13 protein-coding genes and 1 other RNA gene are annotated in these 17,195 nt (G+C 56.8%); 9 read left to right on the top strand and 5 right to left on the bottom strand.

Going from position 1 to position 17,195, the window contains the following annotated elements:
* Positions 1 to 30: 30 nt before the first annotated feature.
* The 3 genes from I6J23_RS10215 to rnpB all read left to right on the top strand — a co-directional run bounded on the left by I6J23_RS10215 (position 31) and on the right by rnpB (position 2,044).
* Entirely contained in the window at positions 31 to 780 is a 750-nt protein-coding gene (locus tag I6J23_RS10215) for a zinc ribbon domain-containing protein (RefSeq protein WP_204581972.1), read from the top strand.
* A complete protein-coding gene (locus I6J23_RS10210; RefSeq protein ID WP_204581971.1) occupies positions 780 to 1,457 on the top strand; it encodes a histidine phosphatase family protein in 678 nt (225 codons plus the stop codon). The genes I6J23_RS10215 and I6J23_RS10210 overlap by 1 nt, the downstream gene beginning before the upstream one ends.
* 127 nt (positions 1,458 to 1,584) lie before the next feature.
* Positions 1,585 to 2,044: RNase P RNA component class A (gene rnpB / locus I6J23_RS10205), an RNA gene on the top strand.
* On the opposite strand, the gene I6J23_RS10200 is transcribed toward rnpB, so the two are convergent.
* Complete coding sequence (locus tag I6J23_RS10200) at positions 2,038 to 3,357, bottom strand: hypothetical protein (RefSeq protein WP_204581970.1); 1,320 nt, start codon at positions 3,355 to 3,357, stop codon at positions 2,038 to 2,040. The two genes, rnpB and I6J23_RS10200, sit on opposite strands and share 7 nt — an antisense overlap.
* Positions 3,358 to 3,643: 286 nt before the next feature.
* Here I6J23_RS10200 and I6J23_RS10195 point away from each other — a divergent pair, with 286 nt between their 5' ends.
* Positions 3,644 to 3,838: a hypothetical protein gene (locus I6J23_RS10195; RefSeq protein ID WP_204581969.1), complete on the top strand. Its 195-nt coding sequence runs from the start codon at positions 3,644 to 3,646 to the stop codon at positions 3,836 to 3,838.
* Here the strand turns inward: I6J23_RS10195 and I6J23_RS10190 are convergent.
* Both I6J23_RS10190 and panB read right to left on the bottom strand, forming a co-directional pair.
* The gene (locus I6J23_RS10190; protein ID WP_204581968.1) at positions 3,835 to 4,599 is read right to left on the bottom strand and encodes a CYTH domain-containing protein; all 765 of its coding nucleotides are present in this window, start codon (positions 4,597 to 4,599) and stop codon (positions 3,835 to 3,837) included. The genes I6J23_RS10195 and I6J23_RS10190 overlap by 4 nt on opposite strands.
* A gap of 28 nt (positions 4,600 to 4,627) precedes the next feature.
* Positions 4,628 to 5,485, bottom strand: a complete 858-nt coding sequence (gene panB, locus I6J23_RS10185) for a 3-methyl-2-oxobutanoate hydroxymethyltransferase (RefSeq protein WP_204581967.1) — start codon at positions 5,483 to 5,485, stop codon at positions 4,628 to 4,630.
* Positions 5,486 to 5,775: 290 nt separating this feature from the next.
* Here panB and glnA (I6J23_RS10180) point away from each other — a divergent pair, with 290 nt between their 5' ends.
* From glnA (I6J23_RS10180) to I6J23_RS10170, 3 genes are all read left to right on the top strand, one after another.
* Entirely contained in the window at positions 5,776 to 7,113 is a 1,338-nt protein-coding gene (gene glnA, locus I6J23_RS10180; protein ID WP_204581966.1) for a type I glutamate--ammonia ligase, read from the top strand.
* A 36-nt stretch (positions 7,114 to 7,149) separates the two neighbouring features.
* Positions 7,150 to 10,500 (top strand): bifunctional [glutamine synthetase] adenylyltransferase/[glutamine synthetase]-adenylyl-L-tyrosine phosphorylase, encoded by a 3,351-nt coding sequence (locus I6J23_RS10175; protein WP_204581965.1) that lies wholly within the window; start codon positions 7,150 to 7,152, stop codon positions 10,498 to 10,500.
* Positions 10,501 to 10,646: 146 nt separating this feature from the next.
* Positions 10,647 to 11,258, top strand: coding sequence for a GtrA family protein (locus I6J23_RS10170; protein ID WP_204581964.1), 612 nt, complete (start codon positions 10,647 to 10,649; stop codon positions 11,256 to 11,258).
* Here the strand turns inward: I6J23_RS10170 and I6J23_RS10165 are convergent.
* Positions 11,255 to 11,770, bottom strand: a complete 516-nt coding sequence (locus tag I6J23_RS10165; protein WP_204581963.1) for a MarR family winged helix-turn-helix transcriptional regulator — start codon at positions 11,768 to 11,770, stop codon at positions 11,255 to 11,257. The genes I6J23_RS10170 and I6J23_RS10165 overlap by 4 nt on opposite strands.
* A 349-nt stretch (positions 11,771 to 12,119) precedes the next feature.
* Between I6J23_RS10165 and I6J23_RS10160 the strand changes: the two genes are divergently transcribed.
* Both I6J23_RS10160 and thrC read left to right on the top strand, forming a co-directional pair.
* On the top strand, positions 12,120 to 13,877 hold the full coding sequence (locus I6J23_RS10160; RefSeq protein WP_204581962.1) for a pyruvate dehydrogenase: 1,758 nt from the start codon (positions 12,120 to 12,122) through the stop codon (positions 13,875 to 13,877).
* A gap of 87 nt (positions 13,878 to 13,964) precedes the next feature.
* Positions 13,965 to 15,413 (top strand): threonine synthase, encoded by a 1,449-nt coding sequence (gene thrC / locus I6J23_RS10155; RefSeq protein WP_204581961.1) that lies wholly within the window; start codon positions 13,965 to 13,967, stop codon positions 15,411 to 15,413.
* Between the two features lie 236 nt (positions 15,414 to 15,649).
* Here thrC and glnA (I6J23_RS10150) read toward each other — a convergent pair whose 3' ends face one another.
* Positions 15,650 to 17,086 (bottom strand): type I glutamate--ammonia ligase, encoded by a 1,437-nt coding sequence (gene glnA, locus I6J23_RS10150; protein WP_204581960.1) that lies wholly within the window; start codon positions 17,084 to 17,086, stop codon positions 15,650 to 15,652.
* Positions 17,087 to 17,195: the final 109 nt, after the last annotated feature.

Below are 17,195 nucleotides of genomic sequence, written 5' to 3'. Positions count from 1 at the left end.
GCTTCAGCCGTTGAGATGGAGGAGGACAGCATGAAATGCTCAGTGCGGGATCAAAAGAGGCTTCTTGATATGTCCCGGCTCCACAACGACATTGAGGTGTTGGAAGCGCGGGCAGTCAATCTGCCAGAAAAACAACGGCTTGATAAGGTTCTAAGACAAAAAGCTTTGGCGCGGTCTCGCACTGTCACGGCATCGGTCACGCTCTCAGAAATGGATGCTGAATTATTCAAGCTCAATAGTGATATTGCCAAGCTTCGGCGACGCGAGGCCGACGATCGCCAACGGCTCACCGTGTCCATGGATCGGGAACGGCGCCGGGACCTTAACCATGACATTAACGCTGCCCAGCGGATTCGAGCACGGTTAGAATCTCGGCGCGATGATGTCGAAGCTCAGCGCGACCAGCACCTCAAAAGGTCGGATGACCCGGACCAGCCCGCGGAAACAATTGATTCAGGTGATTCCGTTGCAGCCGCTCGTCGCGCGCTGGATGATTCAATCATGGCGGTGCGCCGACGGATAGAAGAAAAACATCGGAAAATTCAGGTTATTAAAAATGAGTTGCCCGACGAGATCGTTGAGGCCTACGACATACAGCGGGAGGACCACGGAATCGGAGCCGCCCAGCTGATAGATCGCGTATGCCAGGGGTGCCACATGTCACTGGATAATGCCACGTTAACGGCTTTTCGCCAGGCCCCCGCCGATGAACTACTCCAATGCCCGGAGTGCAATACGTACCTCATTCGGTACAACCCGGAATTGGAAGGAGTTGCCTAATGGCTGCTTGGCTACCGGGATCATCCGAGACACAGCGCTGCCGTTTAGTGTTGCTCCGGCATGGACAAACGCCCTACTCCACGGAAGGCCGGTACGCAGGTCGCGCCGACATACCCCTTACCGATGAAGGACACCGCCAAGCTCGTCGAGCAGGCCGATGGCTACGAGACGCCAACTTAACCGCCGCGGTGACGTCACCCGCTTTGCGTTGCCGTCAAACCCTCGATGACCTCACAGAAGAGTTAGCCCCGGGAGCGGGCCAGCCCACGGACTTGCCTGTCGACGTCGTCGATAACCTCATCGAACTCGATTTTGGTAAATGGGATGGGCGGACGTTCAAAGACGTCCACGATGAATCTGCCGAAACGCAAGAGAAGTGGTTCACGGACTGGACCATGCCTGTACCGGGGGGAGAAAGTGTGCAGGCAGTAGATCAGCGGGTTCACAGGGCGGTGATAGAACTTGTGGACCAGCACTGGGGAGACAATCTGCTACTTGTCAGCCACGTGACCCCCATCAAGTCGGTTTTGCGTCGCGCCTTGTGTGCTGACTCTGACTTCTTTGTTCGACTTCACCTTGATACGTCGTCAATCAGCATTGTTGATTTTTATAGCGACGGCCCCATTTGCGTGCAGGCCATCAACTCCACCGCGCACCTTGTTGACGGATCGGTGTAAATCAGTGCGCGCATGAAAGAGCTGATCGCATGGTGCAGTCGCTCACACCGCATAGCCACTTGTGAGATAGCCCGGGCGAACAGGTTAGTCCTGCCTGTGATGATGGAGTAGAGTGAAGCCTCGCGATTGAGCCGGCCGGGTAATCGCGGGGGCGGAATCGACAGCACACCAGGGCCTCTGCTCGCAGAGCTCGTGGCTGATGCTGCGCAGACCGTCGTCGAGGAAAGTCCGGACTCCACAGAGCACGGATGTTGCTAACAGCAACCCAGGGTGACCTGAGGGCACGTGCAACAGAAAGTAGACCGCCTGCAGGCGAAATATCTGCAGGTAAGGGTGAAAGGGTGCGGTAAGAGCGCACCAGCACGACAGGTGACTGTGGTGGCTAGGTAAACCCTTCCGGGAGCAAGGCATGATGGCGCACCAGGGCAATGGGGCGCCGGCGCGGGCGTTTGAGGGCTGCTCGTCCAAGTCCGCGGGTAAGCCGCGTGAGGCTGCCAGCGATGGTAGCCCAAGATAGATGATTACCTCCCATGCCAGGGGAGACCCCGCATGGCAGACAAAATCCGGCTTATAGGCCGGCTCATTCGTTTCCTTTCTGTGCGGACTGCATGTGTGCTGGCTTGGCGAAAGACAGTTCTGTGGCTGTTATCCCGGCGGTTCGCGACTTGTCACTTCGTGGTTCGCTACTCTGATCTCCGCCGCCAGCCGGTGACCGAGCCCCCTTCCGCTCCGACGTGACCAACGCGAGTACCGACGTGGACGCGCCGGGAATAGGCCGTGCGGAAACAATCCTCCGACCGGGGACCTCCCTGAGAAAGCCTGAGGCAGCCGGCGTTGTGATGCCACTCAGTATTCGTCGCTGGGTAGGTGTTGCGGCAGAAACCAGCTCGATGAGCTCGCGAGTAGACGTCGTGAGCGCCGAGGCCACCCGTGTAGTGCGACGCGATTTCACATCCATCCCCGCGTGGCGTGCACGCAAACTGTCCCGCCCGCATAGCTGCAGCCACCGACGAGCCTCTAACACGGATGGGTAGTCCGCCGACTGCTGATCGGCAGTACTGTTGCGCCGGGAAATATCAAGCCACTCCAGGATTCGCTGCGGAGCAGAGGGCAAGTCCCGTAGTGTTTCGACGCCGAAGGTGGAACATGCGCGCCACAGGAAAGCATCATTGCGCTGAGCTTTCGAGGCCCAGGCCTGCGTGTGGTCACGATCCTCGCCGGTCGGCGTAGCGGAGAGCATTACCGGATGGAGAGATTCCCGTTCGTCGGTGAAGGGCAGCGCGGTGACGGCGTCGTCGAACTGTGTGAGGTGAGTGAGCATTCCGGGCTTACTGCGGAAAATGACAGATGGTCGCCACCACGATGTGGGGGAGTGCGCAGACTGCCGGAGTGCCTTCGCCGTGAGCGCGGCCAGTGCGGGCGGATACGGTGGATCGTCCTTGCCGGAGAGTGCCGTTGCTAGTGCCATGGTTATCGCGGCGGTGGCTGCAGCGTGTTCACCGAAACCTTCCTCGGGTGGAACAGAAGACATGATCGTTACACAAAGGAGTGGTGGCCGTCTAAGCCCACTTTGCTGGTGTGCCACAGTATCGACTACAGCGCGTACCACGTCGTCGGCATCGGCAATGCGATGAGGGCCGGCCGAATGAACACCGAAGTACATACCAGCTTCAGATTTATTTAACTGGCCGCGGGGGCCTTGAGGTGTATTCGCCGTGACACTGAGCGCGACGTAGACCGACGGTTCGATTGTTTGCGCGATGGTGGTTCCCCCAATGGGCGCGACATATTCGCCCAACCACGCGAATGTTCCGGGTGCAGAAACAATCCATGTCGGATTGACACCCCACGCCTGAGTATGCGCATCGGTAAGCAAGGCAGTGGAGGGTGAACCGGACATGAAATCCTTTCTGCTGAGAGGCTTTTACTGAAAGACTCAGGCCTACGAACAATGGTAGGTAGATAATGATCTACCGCGGGCGACGTACGTGAGAGTGAAATAAACTTGTTATGCGCCTGTGAAAAAAATGCGATTTTTGCGCGGTGAAGGCCGTTATTCCGCTGGGAAATCACAGAATGTGGCTCCGGTGCGTGGGGCTTCGCTGGCGCTCAGATGTATAGCATTGTTCATAGTATTCGACGCTTAGCGTTCCCGGTTTCCACATACTGCAGAAAGGGCACTCATCATGGCCACCGATGATCAAAAGTGGTACTTCAATTCGGAGACTAAGGAAGTCTCGCAGGGGAAAAAGTCGAGTTGGCTCAACCGCATGGGCCCCTATGACTCCAAAGAAGAGGCCGAACACGCGCTTGAACGAGCTCACGAGCGCAATGAAGAGGCCGACGAAGCCGATGAAGAGTGGGGAGACGACACGGACTAGTTGGGCATGGTGTCGCCCATAGCCATGACGAGTTTGGACGGGCTGGACGATTTCTTCGCTCCAGCTGCTAAAGCACGCTCAGAGAGTCGGTCCAAAAAGTCATCAGCAAAGCCATGAATATCGCCCTGGTCGGCACCACCGTGGTGATCGTCGAGAATATCTGGGCTTAGTTCGATTTCCCATTCTCGCCAGTGCTGGGCTTGTCCGCCTTCGAGGAGCCCTCGCGATGACACATGGTCATCACAGAATTCAGCCCCCTTGCATGATTCAGCGCCTCCACGTGGGCTGGATCTTTTACTCTCGATGGTCGGTTGGTGTGAGCCGGGGGAGTCCACCATCAGATCGGTCACGTGACGCTCATTGTCAACTTGTGCGATGGCAATAAAGCCCATTGGGCGATCGTCCGAGGGAGCAAGAGCAGGCAATGCTACACGGAGTGCCTCAAGAAGGGTGCGAGGCGGATGGACATGGTGGGGATCCGTCGCGTCCCCCGCGTCCAATGGTGCATGGACTTCACGACGTCCGCGTGTTCCCAGAAGCTTGAGATGCCATCCTTCGTCGGGGCCTCCGCTGCGACGTCGCAACGTGATCTTATTTCTGGTCAAGCTGAGGTCAGGCGTGTCATAGTACGTCGCCGAGAGTGTAAAGCGTTGTTCGGACCCAACCTCAGTAACCCCCTCGACTGAGGAAAAATCAGGTACCGGGGTGGCATCGTCTACAGAAAATTTGACTTCGACTTCCAGCTGATCAGTAGAACCCATGACGTTAAGTGTAGGTGCGTGCCACGGTTTAAGCCTTCGGGTTATCCGAGAAGGCGTGGTGAGCATCGGGGAAAGTAGCGTCGGCAACCCGGTCGCGGTACCGTCGAGCAGCGTCGTGCAGTTCCTGGCCGATCTGCCCGAATTCCTCGACAAACGAGGGTGTGCGCCGACCTGCTGGCATTGCCGCCATGTCTTGCCACACGAGTACTTGGGCGTCTGTTCCAGCGCCAGCACCAATGCCGACAGTGGGGATGGGAAGTTCCTCCGTGATCTCCCGAGCAATCCCTTCTGGCACCATTTCAAGAACGACGGCAGACGCGCCGGCCTCACACACGGCCCTCGCATCGCGGCTAAGTTGTTTAGCCCCACCGCCACGCCCTTGCACACGGAAACCCCCCAGCGATGACACTGATTGGGGCGTAAAACCAATGTGTGCCATCACAGCAATCCCGGCTTGAGTAATCGCCCGAATCCGTGGTGCGATTCTCTCTCCGCCCTCGATTTTCACCATGTCGGCACCCGAGCCATGGATCATTCGTACAGCATTAGCGACGGCATACTCATCCGATTGCTCGTAGGCGCCGAAAGGTAGATCTGCAACAACGAGTGCGTGGGGAGCGCCCCTGACCACAGCGCCAGCCAGAGGGATGAGTTCTTCCATCGTGATCGCCGTCGTCGATGAATACCCATAAACGACGTTGGCCGCGGAATCACCGACGAGAAGCACGGGGATTTCGGCATCATCAAAAATTCGAGCCGTTGTGAAATCATAGGCAGTCAGCATTGCCCAACGTGTGCCCTCCCGTTTGAATTGATCGAGGTGATGAATTCGAGTCTTCCGCCTGGGCTTTTCTGACTGTCGTGGAGCATCAGGGTGGACAGACATGGGCTAGTTCCTCTCTCGAACAAACTGGGTTTTCTCGGGTTTTCTCTGGGTATATCTATCGGCGTGACTACCGTATGCACCGAGGTGTGGGGCTAACCCCCACGCATCAAACATAATCGACACCAATAATCGACGAGCCGATGTGCCACCTTCAGGCGCTGATCCGGGAACTCTGACGCGTGGCTGTTCGTACTCTAAATCGCTGCCCACCGCATTCCGAACGCAATTTATTTACACGCGCTCTATGGCTAACACCCGCTCATGTCACACCCACCGACTACCCTGTAGGTATGAATCGGCAACAAGAATTTGTCCTCCGAACCCTTGACGAACGCGATATCCGCTTTGTACGCCTCTGGTTCACCGATGTGCAGGGATACTTAAAATCCGTGGCCATCGCCCCCGCCGAACTCGAAGGCGCATTCGCCGAAGGCATCGGATTCGACGGGTCAGCCATCGAGGGCTTCTCCCGTGTCTCGGAATCCGACACCATAGCCCGACCAGACCCATCCACATTTCAAATGCTGCCCTTCCCGCATGACGGGCAACTCACGTCCGCACGGATGTTTTGCGACATCACCTTGCCGGACGGCCAGCCCTCGTACGCTGACCCCCGCCAAGTCCTGCGTCGGCAATTAAACAGAGCAGCCGACGACGGATTTACCTCCTATGTTCATCCCGAAATTGAGTTTTTCCTCGTGAGAAGCCTCATGACGGAAGGCAAAGAGCCTATCCCGACCGATAATGGCGGGTACTTCGACCAGGCTGTTCATGATGAAGCCCCAGGGTTCCGCCGCGATGCCATCACGGCCCTCGAGTCCATGGGCATTTCCGTCGAGTTTTCGCATCATGAAAACGCGCCGGGCCAGCAAGAAATCGACCTCCGCTATGACGATGTGTTGTCCATGGCAGATAACATCATGACCTTCCGTTTCCTCATTAAGCAGGTTGCTTTACAAAGCGGGGTGCGGGCGACGTTCATGCCGAAACCGTTTGCTAATAGGGCGGGCTCCGCAATGCACACTCACATGTCCCTCTTTGAGGGTGACACGAATGCGTTCCATGATCCCGATGACGAATTCAATCTGTCTGCCACAGCACGGTCTTTTGTCGCCGGAATCTTAGAGCACGCCAACGAGATTTCAGCCGTGACCAACCAGTGGGTCAACTCGTACAAGCGCGTGGTGTTCGGGGATGAGGCGCCGACCTCTGCAACATGGGGCCTGTCTAACCGATCAGCGTTGGTTCGTGTACCCCGATACACCTCCACAAAAGCCTCGTCACGTCGCGTCGAAGTCAGAAGCCCAGACTGCGCATGTAACCCCTACCTGGCATTTTCTGTGCTCCTTGCAGCCGGGTTGAAAGGCGTGCGGGAGGGCTATGATCTCCCGCCCCAGGCTGAAGACGATATATCGTCCTTGACACGCAGAGAACGCCGCGCGCTAGGCTACCGCGACCTTCCGACATCATTAGAAGAAGCCCTCCGCGAGATGGAGCGCTCAGAACTTGTTGCGGATACGCTCGGGGAGCACGTCTTCGAGTATTTCCTCCGCAACAAATGGCAAGAATGGCATGATTATCAAAGCCAGGTCACACCATGGGAGTTGGACACCACGCTGGACTACTAAAGCAAGGTCTGATCCGACACGAAAGCACGTAATCCCATGACTTTCTTCCCTGCGCCCCACCGACCCCCCGAACCACGACTCCGGACGGCACGCGGAACACGATCTGCCGTGCCATCACCGTCCACATTGGGTTTGACCAGCCCTCACGCTGCTTCTGACCTCGAAAAACTGGGGTGGGATAATCAGGATTCGCTCGGTCTCTTGTACCTCCTGGCTAATGTTGGCGACCCGGAATTGGCCCTCAACACCCTTTATCGGCTTAATGAAAGCCTCAAGCCGGGCTCCGACGAGGCCAATGCATTTCTTGACGCAATGCGGGGTAACGAGGTCGTGCGGTCCCGTGTGCTTGCACTGGTGGGGGGGTCCGCAGCGCTCGGAGATCACCTTGTTGCGAACCCTCACCTGTGGACATCGTTCGCTGACCCCATCCCACACAGGGAGGAAATGATGGCAGCGATGCTGTCGTCGGTCGAAGCGGAACCCATTGCGGAGCCGGGAACCGAGGCCTCGGATTCGGTGGAGAGGAAAGAAGCGGGGGTCTCAAGTAGCACGGCACCGTCGCAACCACGTGAGGGATCTGCTCAAGGAGGATCTGTCCGAGAAGGATCGGTTGATTCGCGGATTTCTCAAGCTGGGATGTATCGCGCAGGAATAACCGGTACGGCGGCGTATACCCAGCTCAAGATGACGTACCGAACGCTGCTCATGCGCATTGCCGCCTCAGATTTGGCGAGCACCATACCGTCCGGGGTTTTCCAGCAATCGCAGCCAAACGTTGGTAACCGGCGTAGCTCAGCGCGAGGAAACAGTTCACCGTCACTTGGAGAGAAGGATGGCAGTGAGTGGACGTCCTCGGCTTCGCCGAATGAAAAACGTGCTATGGCTCACCCCATAGGGTTCGTGGAGGTCTCAGCGGCATTATCCGATCTTGCCGACGCGGCGCTGACAGCGGCACTCGCGGTAGCCGTCGCCACGGTGTACCCCGACGACAACGCCGTGGATGCGCGGTTGGCAGTCATCGCGATGGGTAAATGTGGTGCACGTGAACTGAACTACATCTCCGACGTCGACGTCATCTTCGTAGGTGAGGCCGCGGATGCGAAAACGACCCGTGTGGCCAGCGAGTTCATCAAAGTCGGCTCCCGCTGTTTTTTTGAGGTGGATGCGGCTCTTCGCCCCGAAGGCAAAAGTGGTGCACTCGTGCGCACGCTCGATAGTCACCTGAGCTATTACGAACGATGGGCTGATACCTGGGAGTTCCAGGCCCAGCTCAAGGCCCGCCCCATGACCGGTGCCATGGATTTAGGCAAAGCCTATGTCCAAGCCATACAGCCACACGTGTGGCAGGCCTCCCAGCGCGACTCATTTGTTGACGACACCCAACATATGCGGCGCAGGGTCATCGACAACATCCCCAAGGAGCAACAAGAGCGCGAGCTCAAACTCGGCGTAGGTGGCCTGAGGGATGTTGAATTCGCAGTACAGATGCTGCAGATGGTCCACGGGCGGATCGACCCCGATTTACGAGTCCGATCCACAATCAGTGCTCTTCGGGCCCTTATTCGCGGAGGATACGTCGGTCGGGAGGATGGCTCACAGCTCATCGCCTGCTATGAATTTGTGCGTTTACTGGAACACCGGCTTCAGCTGCAGAGGATAAAACGCACACATATGCTGCCCGAGCCCGATGACGAAGACGCGCTCCGATGGCTAGCGCGTTCGTGTGGCATCGGCCCAACTTCCTCCATGACGAGCATCGAATCGCTGAAGAAGCTCCTCGGGCGGGCATCGCGCCAAATCCACAGTCTGCACAACAAACTCTTCTTCCGGCCACTGCTCAATGCCGTCGCTCTTATCGACGACGAAACCGCGCGACTGTCTCCCGACGCCGCCCGCCGGCAGCTGGCTGTACTGGGATATCAATTCCCGGATCGCGCGTATGAGCACCTCAAAGCGCTAGCGTCGGGGACAACCCGTAAAGATCGCATCCAAGCGATGCTGCTCCCGACGCTCATGGAGTGGTTGGGCGACACCTCTGACCCCGATGCGGGACTCTTGGCATACCGCAAACTCTCCGACGTGCTGTATCACGATCCGTGGTTCCTCAGGATGCTCCGGGACGAGGGGATCGTCGGCCGTCGCCTCATGCACATTTTGGGAACGTCACCCTATGCCACTGACTTAATCCTGGCCGCCCCGAACGTCATCAAACTTCTTGGCGACGGCGCCAACGGCCCAAAGCTCACGGACGTCAGTGCGTCCACCGTGACGCGGTCCCTCGTTACCACAGCGAGCAGGCACAAAGACCCGGATAAAGCGATAGCCGCGGCCCGGTCGCTACGTCGTAAAGAACTAGCCCGCATCGCATGCGCCGATTTGCTAGGAATGATGTCCCTGGCCGATGTCTGCCACAGCTTGTCCCTAGTGTGGGACGCGGTGCTGGAAGCAGCCCTCTACGCGGAGATCCACGGGTGGACGGCCACTCATCCCGACGAACCAATCCCGGCGACGATGACGGTCATTGGCATGGGGCGCCTCGGTGGGGGCGAGCTGGGCTACGGATCGGATGCCGACGTGCTGTTCGTCTGCGAGCCCGCCCACGATGAGGTTAGCGAGGCAGACGCAGTGAAATGGGCAATTGGCATCGGCGACGCTGTGCGGCGTCGGCTAGCGAAGCCTTCCCAGGATCCCCGTTTGGATGTCGATCTCGATCTCCGCCCCGAGGGGCGTAATGGCCCGACCGTGCGGACGCTGAATTCGTATCGCGCGTATTACGAGCGATGGGGTGAAACCTGGGAAGTGCAGGCGCTTTTGCGTGCAACGTGGATCGCTGGCGATGAGGACTTAGGCCGTCGTTTCCTCCATATGATTGATAAGTTCCGCTATCCGGAAGGCGGCGTAAGTGAAGCGACGGTCAGGGAAGTCCGTCGCATGAAAGCACGTGTTGACGAAGAGCGGCTCCCCCGTGGAGCTAACAGAAACACCCACACGAAACTGGGGCGTGGCGCATTAACCGACATTGAATGGACAGTGCAGTTGCTGACCCTCCAACACGCGCATGAGTATCCAGAACTTCACAACACGTCCACAATGGCGACCCTTCGTGCTATCCAAAACGTAGGGCTTCTTGAGCCCGAGGATTGTGAAACTCTGCGTACCGCGTGGCAAACAGCGACGAAAGCCCGCAACGCCCTTGTTTTGGTGCGTGGAAAGCGGACGGATCAACTACCCGAGCCGGGCGCCGCGCTGGCGCATACAGCTGGTGCCGCAGGGTGGGAACCAGAGCACTACCAGGAGTTTTTAGACAACTACTTGAAAGTTACGCGCCAAGCTAGGAAAGTAATTGATCGGGTCTTTTGGGGGGAGGATGAGTTTATGCATCGCTGAGTCCCCGTCAGGGGAATCGCCGTAAGAGCGACATATGTCACGGCGTGGAGTTGTCGACAGATGTCGCGAATTCGTTAGAGTATCCATGTCTGGCCGGGCGTGGCCGGTGTACGCAGGACATGAGTGACAAATAGTACGGAGTTAATGTGGGCGAGCGATCATCGATCGTGATTTCCCGATACGGGAACACACTTATCCAGTTCATTAAATTTGGGCTGGTCGGCGGCTCGGGAGTCATCGTGAACATGGTGGCTCTGGTAATCGCAAACAAGCTCTTCGGCTGGGGGTTTGATGTCACACCACATGACACCGTGCTCAACCTCCTAGGAACTCGTTTCCACCTGCGGTGGTATCACATTTTCGCAACCATCGCGTTCGTCGTGGCGAATACCTGGAATTTCCAAATTAACCGCTGGTGGACGTTCAAGTCTCATGGCCACGGCCGATGGTTGCGTGAATTCCTGGCCTTCTTCGCTGTCGGTCTGCTGAGCTGGGGCGTATCGCAAATCGTGATGACCCTACTGATGAACCCGACATCCCCGCTAGAACTTTCACCCCGAATTTTCGACAGCTCCACCGGGCTACGAAACCAACTGTATTGGGCCAACTTGATTGGCATCGTTGTGGCCATGCCCGTGAACTTTGTTGTCAACAAACTGTGGACATTCAAGGCTGTCCGCGTATCCCGCGTGCCCGACAAGTATGAATTGTTGACAGAACAGCAACTGCGTGACCGGGAGCTATCCCGCAAGGGTTAAGTTCGTGTGGTCTCCGCTGGCGGGCATGCGCACGTCGGTATGTCGGGATTGTTGGTGTGGATAGCGTTAAGAAGCCGATCGAAAACGGTCGAGAGATAGTCGACGTCGCCATCCTCTAATTGTGTGAAAAGGTTTCTGCGCACAGTGTCGACGTGACCGGGCGCGACGTGCTCAATAGCCTTTCGGCCCTTATCGGTGACGGAAACGACAGAGGCACGCCCGTCATGGGGGTCGTCGTTACGGATAACGAGACCACGTTTCTGCATTCTGCTGACTTGATGTGACAGTCGGCTGCGCTCCCACAGCATACGGTCGGCCAGGAGGGTGACACGGAGTTCTCCGTCGGGGGCTTCGCTTAAATTGACGAGGACCTCAAAGTCTGCCAGGGACAGATCACCCTCGTTATGTAATTGCCGGGCGATCACCGTGTTGAGTTCATCATGAAACCGTAAGAATGATCGCCAGACGTGTTGTTGCTGCGGGCTCAGCCAGATCGCGGAAGAATCGGACATGGTGTCATCATACGGTGTAGTAGGTGGCGCCCGCTGTGTAAGTCTGGGCTAGGGTCTGCGTGATGTCTCTCGGTGAAAGTCACATTGAAGATGGCCATGTTAGGTAGGTCTCAATTGAATGTTATTAACGCAGGTAGATAGGTAAAATGCACCTTTGTTAGTTGATGTATCATAAACGGCAGTGTGTATGCGCGATGAAGCGCGTTGCTCTCTGTGTGGCAAGGGGAGTAGACACGGTATCGCGAACGGTTTACCCGGGCTGATCTTTCGATACATCCTCCATAGTGACCTGTGGAGACCTCAAGCTTGTGGTACCTCAAAAGTGTTAAGAACCTTAGGAAGGTAATTAATGGCACGTAATGTCGCAGAACAGCTAGTAGATGCTCTGGAAAAGCAGGGTGTTAGCAGAGTGTTCGGCTTGGTGGGCGACAGTCTTAACCCGATTGTTGACGCTATCCGGCAAAGTTCAATTGAGTGGGTTCACTGCTATAACGAGGAGTCTGCTGCTTTCGCTGCGGGAGCACACTCTGTCGTTACCGGCGAACTCTCCGTTTGTGCTGGATCGTGTGGTCCGGGTAATACACACATGATTCAGGGGCTGTATGACGCTCACCGCAACGGTGGGAAGGTATTGGCCCTCGCTAGCCAGATTCCGTCGAAAGAAATCGGTTCCGGCTTCTTCCAAGAAACGCACCCCGAGAAGCTTTTTGAAGAATGCTCCGGGTACTGCGAACTGGTGAACTCAGCTGCTCAGGCGGGCCGCTGTATCCACGCCGCTATCCAGTCGACGTTGGCTGGTCACGGTGTGTCCGTGGTGTCTTTCCCCGGTGACATCTCCATGCAGGAGGCCGTTGAGACTCCGTCGCTGGAAGGCAACTTCTCGGTTCAGAATGGGGAAGTGCACCCCAGCCGGAAGCAGCTCCGTGACCTTGCCGATGCAATTAATAAGGCTGACAAGGTGACGATGTTCGGTGGTATCGGTTGTGCCGGTGCTCGGGATGAGCTCTTCGCCGTTGCGGAGAAAATTAAGTCCCCTCTCGGCCACTCCTATGCCGGCAAGGAAGTCTTGCACTATGACAACCCATACGACGTCGGTATGTCCGGCCTCCTCGGTTACGGTGCATGTACTGCAGCATTCGACAACGCTGATCTTTTGATCTTGGTCGGTACCGACTTCCCTTATACAGACTTCTTGCCGACGACGCCCACCGCGCAGATCGACATCAACGGTGCTCATATTGGCCGACGTACCCACGTCGAGTACCCAGTCGTTGGTGATGTGAAGTCCACCATGGCGGAGCTACTCCCGTTGTTGGAAGAAAAGACCGACCGCAGCTTCCTCGATTCGATGTTGAAGAAGCAGCAGCGGAACCTGAAGCACGTTATCTCCGCATACACCAAGAACGTGTCCAAGCACACGCCGATCCACCCCGAATTCTTGGCGTACAACCTAGACGATCTGGCCGACGACGACGCCATCTTCACAGCCGACACCGGTATGTGCAATGTGTGGCATGCGCGCTACATCATGGCCGGCCCCAACCGTCGGCTGTTAGCGTCTTACCGCCACGGAACGATGGCGAATGCCTTGCCGCAGGCGATCGGCGCACAGGCTGCCGATCGTAAACGCCAGGTCATTTCGATGTCCGGCGATGGTGGTCTCTCCATGCTGATGGGTGAGCTGCTGACGGTGCAGCTTCACCAACTGCCCATCAAGATGGTGGTCTTCAACAACTCCACGCTGGGCATGGTCAAGCTCGAGATGATGGTTCAGGGTATCCCCGATTTCGGAACTGATCACGCGAAGTTCAATTACGCTGATATTGCTCGCGCGGTAGGAATCAAGGCGTACCGTGTGGAAGACCCGAAGGACGTCCGCTCGACGCTTCAAGAGGCGCTGGCCCACCCCGGTCCGGTGTTGATTGATGTCCAGACCGATCCGAACGCGCTGTCGATTCCGCCGGACATCTCCCTGGAGCAGGTGAGCGGCTTTACCAAGGCTGCTGTCCGCACTGTACTTGACGGCGGTGTCGGCAAGATGATTAACATCGCGAACTCGAACCTGCGTAATATTCCTCGTCCCTCCGGATTTAAGGGAATTGGTTAGTAACGGAATTGGCTAATTTTCGTGTAACTTCCTGATGAATCTACATCGGGGCATTGTTTAACGCCACAGTCGGCTAGGCTGGATCGGGTGAAGTACATCTCCACCCGTGATCCACATCAGTCGCCTGTGGCGTTTTCCGATATTCTGCTCCGCGGTCTTGCACCCGATGGGGGTCTTTATGTCCCCGAGTCTTACCCGCAGTGGAGTTCATCTGACTTATCTCGATTCCGGTCACTTCTTCATGACCAGGGATATCCAGCGTTAGCTGCGGAGATTATTTCCTATTTTGTCGATGATATTCCGCGCGATGATATTGAGCAGATGGCTCAGCGGGCTTACCGTGCCCCCCGCTTCGCGGACCCGGATATTGTGCCGGTCAGTGAGTTGGAGGATGGCCTTTTCATCGGACATTTGTCTGAAGGCCCGACCGCTGCGTTTAAAGACATGGCGATGCAGCTTCTGGGTGAGCTCTTTGAATATGAATTGTCTCGACGCTCCAGCACCTTAAATATTGTGGGTGCAACCTCGGGGGATACAGGTTCGTCGGCGGAATATGCGATGCGTGGCCGTCGCGGAATTCGTGTGTTTATGTTGACCCCGCGCGGGAGGATGACACCATTCCAGCAAGCGCAAATGTTTAGCTTGGATGATCCCAACATCTTTAATATTGCTTTAGATGGTGTATTCGACGATTGCCAGGATGTGGTGAAAGAAATTTCATCAGATGCTGATTTCAAAGCCGAATTCCATATCGGAGCCGTCAATTCAATTAACTGGGCTAGGTTAATGGCGCAAGTCGTCTACTATGTGGCGTGTTGGATTCGCACCACAGAGACGAATGAGAGCCAAGTCAGCTTCTGTGTGCCCACGGGTAATTTCGGCGACATCTGCGCCGGACATATTGCGCGGAGCATGGGTCTGCCCATCGACCAACTCATTGTCGCAACAAATGAGAACGATGTTTTAGATGAGTTCTTCCGCATTGGTAGTTACCGCGTGAGGTCCGCGCGCGAGACCTTAGCGACGTCGAGCCCATCGATGGATATCTCTCGTGCGTCCAACTTCGAGCGCTTTATTTTCGACCTCCTGGGACGCGACGTTGCCCGTACCGCAGACCTGTTCGGCAAGAGAGTGCGCGAGGGCGGGTTTGACCTTTCAGACGATCCGGCTTTCCCGTCGGTCGCAGAAAAATTTGGTTTCCGCTCCGGGAAGTCGACCCATGCTGATCGCTTAGCGACGATCAAACGCGTGCACGATGAGTATGGCGTCGATATTGATCCGCACACCGCTGATGGTGTGACCGTAGCGTGGCAGCAGCGAGAGGAGGTGCATACGTCGATCGTCTGCCTGGAGACAGCGCTGCCGGTGAAGTTTGCCGACACAATGCGGGAGGCTTTAGGCGAGGAACCGGAAACGCCAGAGCGTTTTGCCGACATCATGCAGGGTGGCCGCCATGTGGCTGATTTGCCGAATGACGCGACGGCGGTGAAGGATTTCATTCGCAAGTCCATAGCTCAGTCAGATGTGACGAGTTAGTGGCACTGGCTGGCCCGGCTGGGGTTACACGGTTGGCGTCATGAGGAACCTCACGATCCCCGGGAGGACATAGAAAACCCGTTGCCCTCGGGTATCAACGAGGGCAACGGGTTTTTCACGTGCTAGCTGGCTTTGTCCTTGCCGTCACGCCGCCGGCAGTGTCGTCAAACCAGCGGGGGCTTGTACGCCGGCAGTGTGACAAGCAACAGCGCACATGCGCCTGAACGCGTGGCCGTTTAGCAGTCGTAGTACATTTCGAACTCTTGCGGGGTTGGACGCAAGCGGACTGGCGAGATTTCGTTGTCGAACTTGTACTTGAGGTACGTATCCAGTAGATCCTCGGTGAAGACGTCGCCCTCGGTGAGGAAGTCGTGATCCTTCTCCAGGGAGGCCAGAGCTGCCTCGAGGCTGGTTGGAGCCTGCGGGATGTCAGCGGCCTCCTCGGGCGGAAGCTCGTAGAGGTCTTTGTCCACCGGAGCATGTGGCTCGATGCGGTTCTTGATGCCGTCCAAGCCGGCCATCATCATCGCCGCGAAACCGAAGTAGGGGTTACCCGTCGGGTCTGGTGCACGGAATTCGACGCGCTTGGCTTTCGGGTTGGATCCGGAGATCGGAATACGGATCGCTGCCGAACGGTTACGCTGCGAGTACACCAGGTTGATGGGGGCCTCGAAGCCAGGAACCAGGCGGTGGTAGGAGTTCAGCGTCGGGTTGGTGAACGCCAACACTGAACCAGCGTGCTTCAGGATGCCGCCGATGTAGTAGCGGGCGGTGTCAGACAGTCCGCCGTAGCCAGCCTCGTCGTAGAACAGCGGCGAGTTGTCCTTCCAGAGCGACTGGTGAGCGTGCATGCCCGAACCGTTGTCGCCAGCGAGAGGCTTCGCCATGAAGGTGGCGGACTTGCCTTCCTGCCATGCGGTGTTCTTGATGATGTACTTAAATGTCTGCAGGTCATCAGCAGCGTGGAGCAGCGTGTTGAACTTGTAGTTGATTTCCTGCTGTCCACCGGTACCGACCTCGTGGTGAGCGCGCTCAAGCTCGAAGCCCGCGTTGATCAGGTTGCGGGACATGTCGTCGCGGAGATCCTGGAAGTGATCGTACGGAGCGACGGGGAAGTAGCCTCCCTTGATGCGGGTCTTGTAGCCAAGGTTCTCAGATCCGTCACGTTCCTCTTCTGCACCTCGGTTCCACCAGCCCTCGACGGAATCGACTTCGTAGAAAGCGTTGTTGGTGTCTGTACTGTACCGGACGGAATCGAAGATATAGAATTCAGCTTCAGCACCAAAGAAGCAGGTGTCAGCGATGCCGGTGGAGGCTAGGTACTCTTCCGCCTTGCGGGCAACGTTACGTGGGTCACGCGAGAAGGCTTCGCCAGTCAGCGGATCGTGGACGAAGAACTTCATGTTCAGCGTCTTAGCTTTGCGGAACGGATCCAGCTGGGCCGTTGCTAAGTCTGGCATGAGGGCCATGTCGGATTCGTCAATAGTGGTGAATCCTCGGACGGATGAACCATCGAAAGCGAGTCCCTCGTTAATGACGTCCTCATCGAAAGCATCGGCTGGAATGGTGAAGTGCTGTTCGACGCCGGGGACATCCGTAAACCGAATGTCGACGAACTCGACGTCGTTATCTTTGATGTATGTGGTGACATCTTCAGCATTAGTGAAAGCCACTGTGACTCCTCGCAGATTTCTCTCGGTCGGTCGGGAATATCTGTAAGTGACCGAGCATTACTTTCCACTTTAAAGTAAAGGTGTTGCTCCGGGGATAAAGATATGTTTC

The organism is Corynebacterium kroppenstedtii, assembly GCF_016894245.1.
Classification (GTDB): domain Bacteria; phylum Actinomycetota; class Actinomycetes; order Mycobacteriales; family Mycobacteriaceae; genus Corynebacterium.
Note: the sequence above shows the minus strand (reverse complement) of the source record. Positions and strands in the feature narration are given on the sequence as shown.

Coding starts and splice junctions, on each gene's coding strand:
- I6J23_RS10215 (WP_204581972.1), top strand. CDS start 31: ATGAAATGCTCAGTGCGGGATCAAAAGAGGCTTCTTGATATGTCCCGG.
- I6J23_RS10210 (WP_204581971.1), top strand. CDS start 780: ATGGCTGCTTGGCTACCGGGATCATCCGAGACACAGCGCTGCCGTTTA.
- I6J23_RS10200 (WP_204581970.1), bottom strand. CDS start 3,357: ATGTCCGGTTCACCCTCCACTGCCTTGCTTACCGATGCGCATACTCAG.
- I6J23_RS10195 (WP_204581969.1), top strand. CDS start 3,644: ATGGCCACCGATGATCAAAAGTGGTACTTCAATTCGGAGACTAAGGAA.
- I6J23_RS10190 (WP_204581968.1), bottom strand. CDS start 4,599: ATGGGTTCTACTGATCAGCTGGAAGTCGAAGTCAAATTTTCTGTAGAC.
- panB (WP_204581967.1), bottom strand. CDS start 5,485: ATGTCTGTCCACCCTGATGCTCCACGACAGTCAGAAAAGCCCAGGCGG.
- glnA (WP_204581966.1), top strand. CDS start 5,776: ATGAATCGGCAACAAGAATTTGTCCTCCGAACCCTTGACGAACGCGAT.
- I6J23_RS10175 (WP_204581965.1), top strand. CDS start 7,150: ATGACTTTCTTCCCTGCGCCCCACCGACCCCCCGAACCACGACTCCGG.
- I6J23_RS10165 (WP_204581963.1), bottom strand. CDS start 11,770: ATGTCCGATTCTTCCGCGATCTGGCTGAGCCCGCAGCAACAACACGTC.
- I6J23_RS10160 (WP_204581962.1), top strand. CDS start 12,120: ATGGCACGTAATGTCGCAGAACAGCTAGTAGATGCTCTGGAAAAGCAG.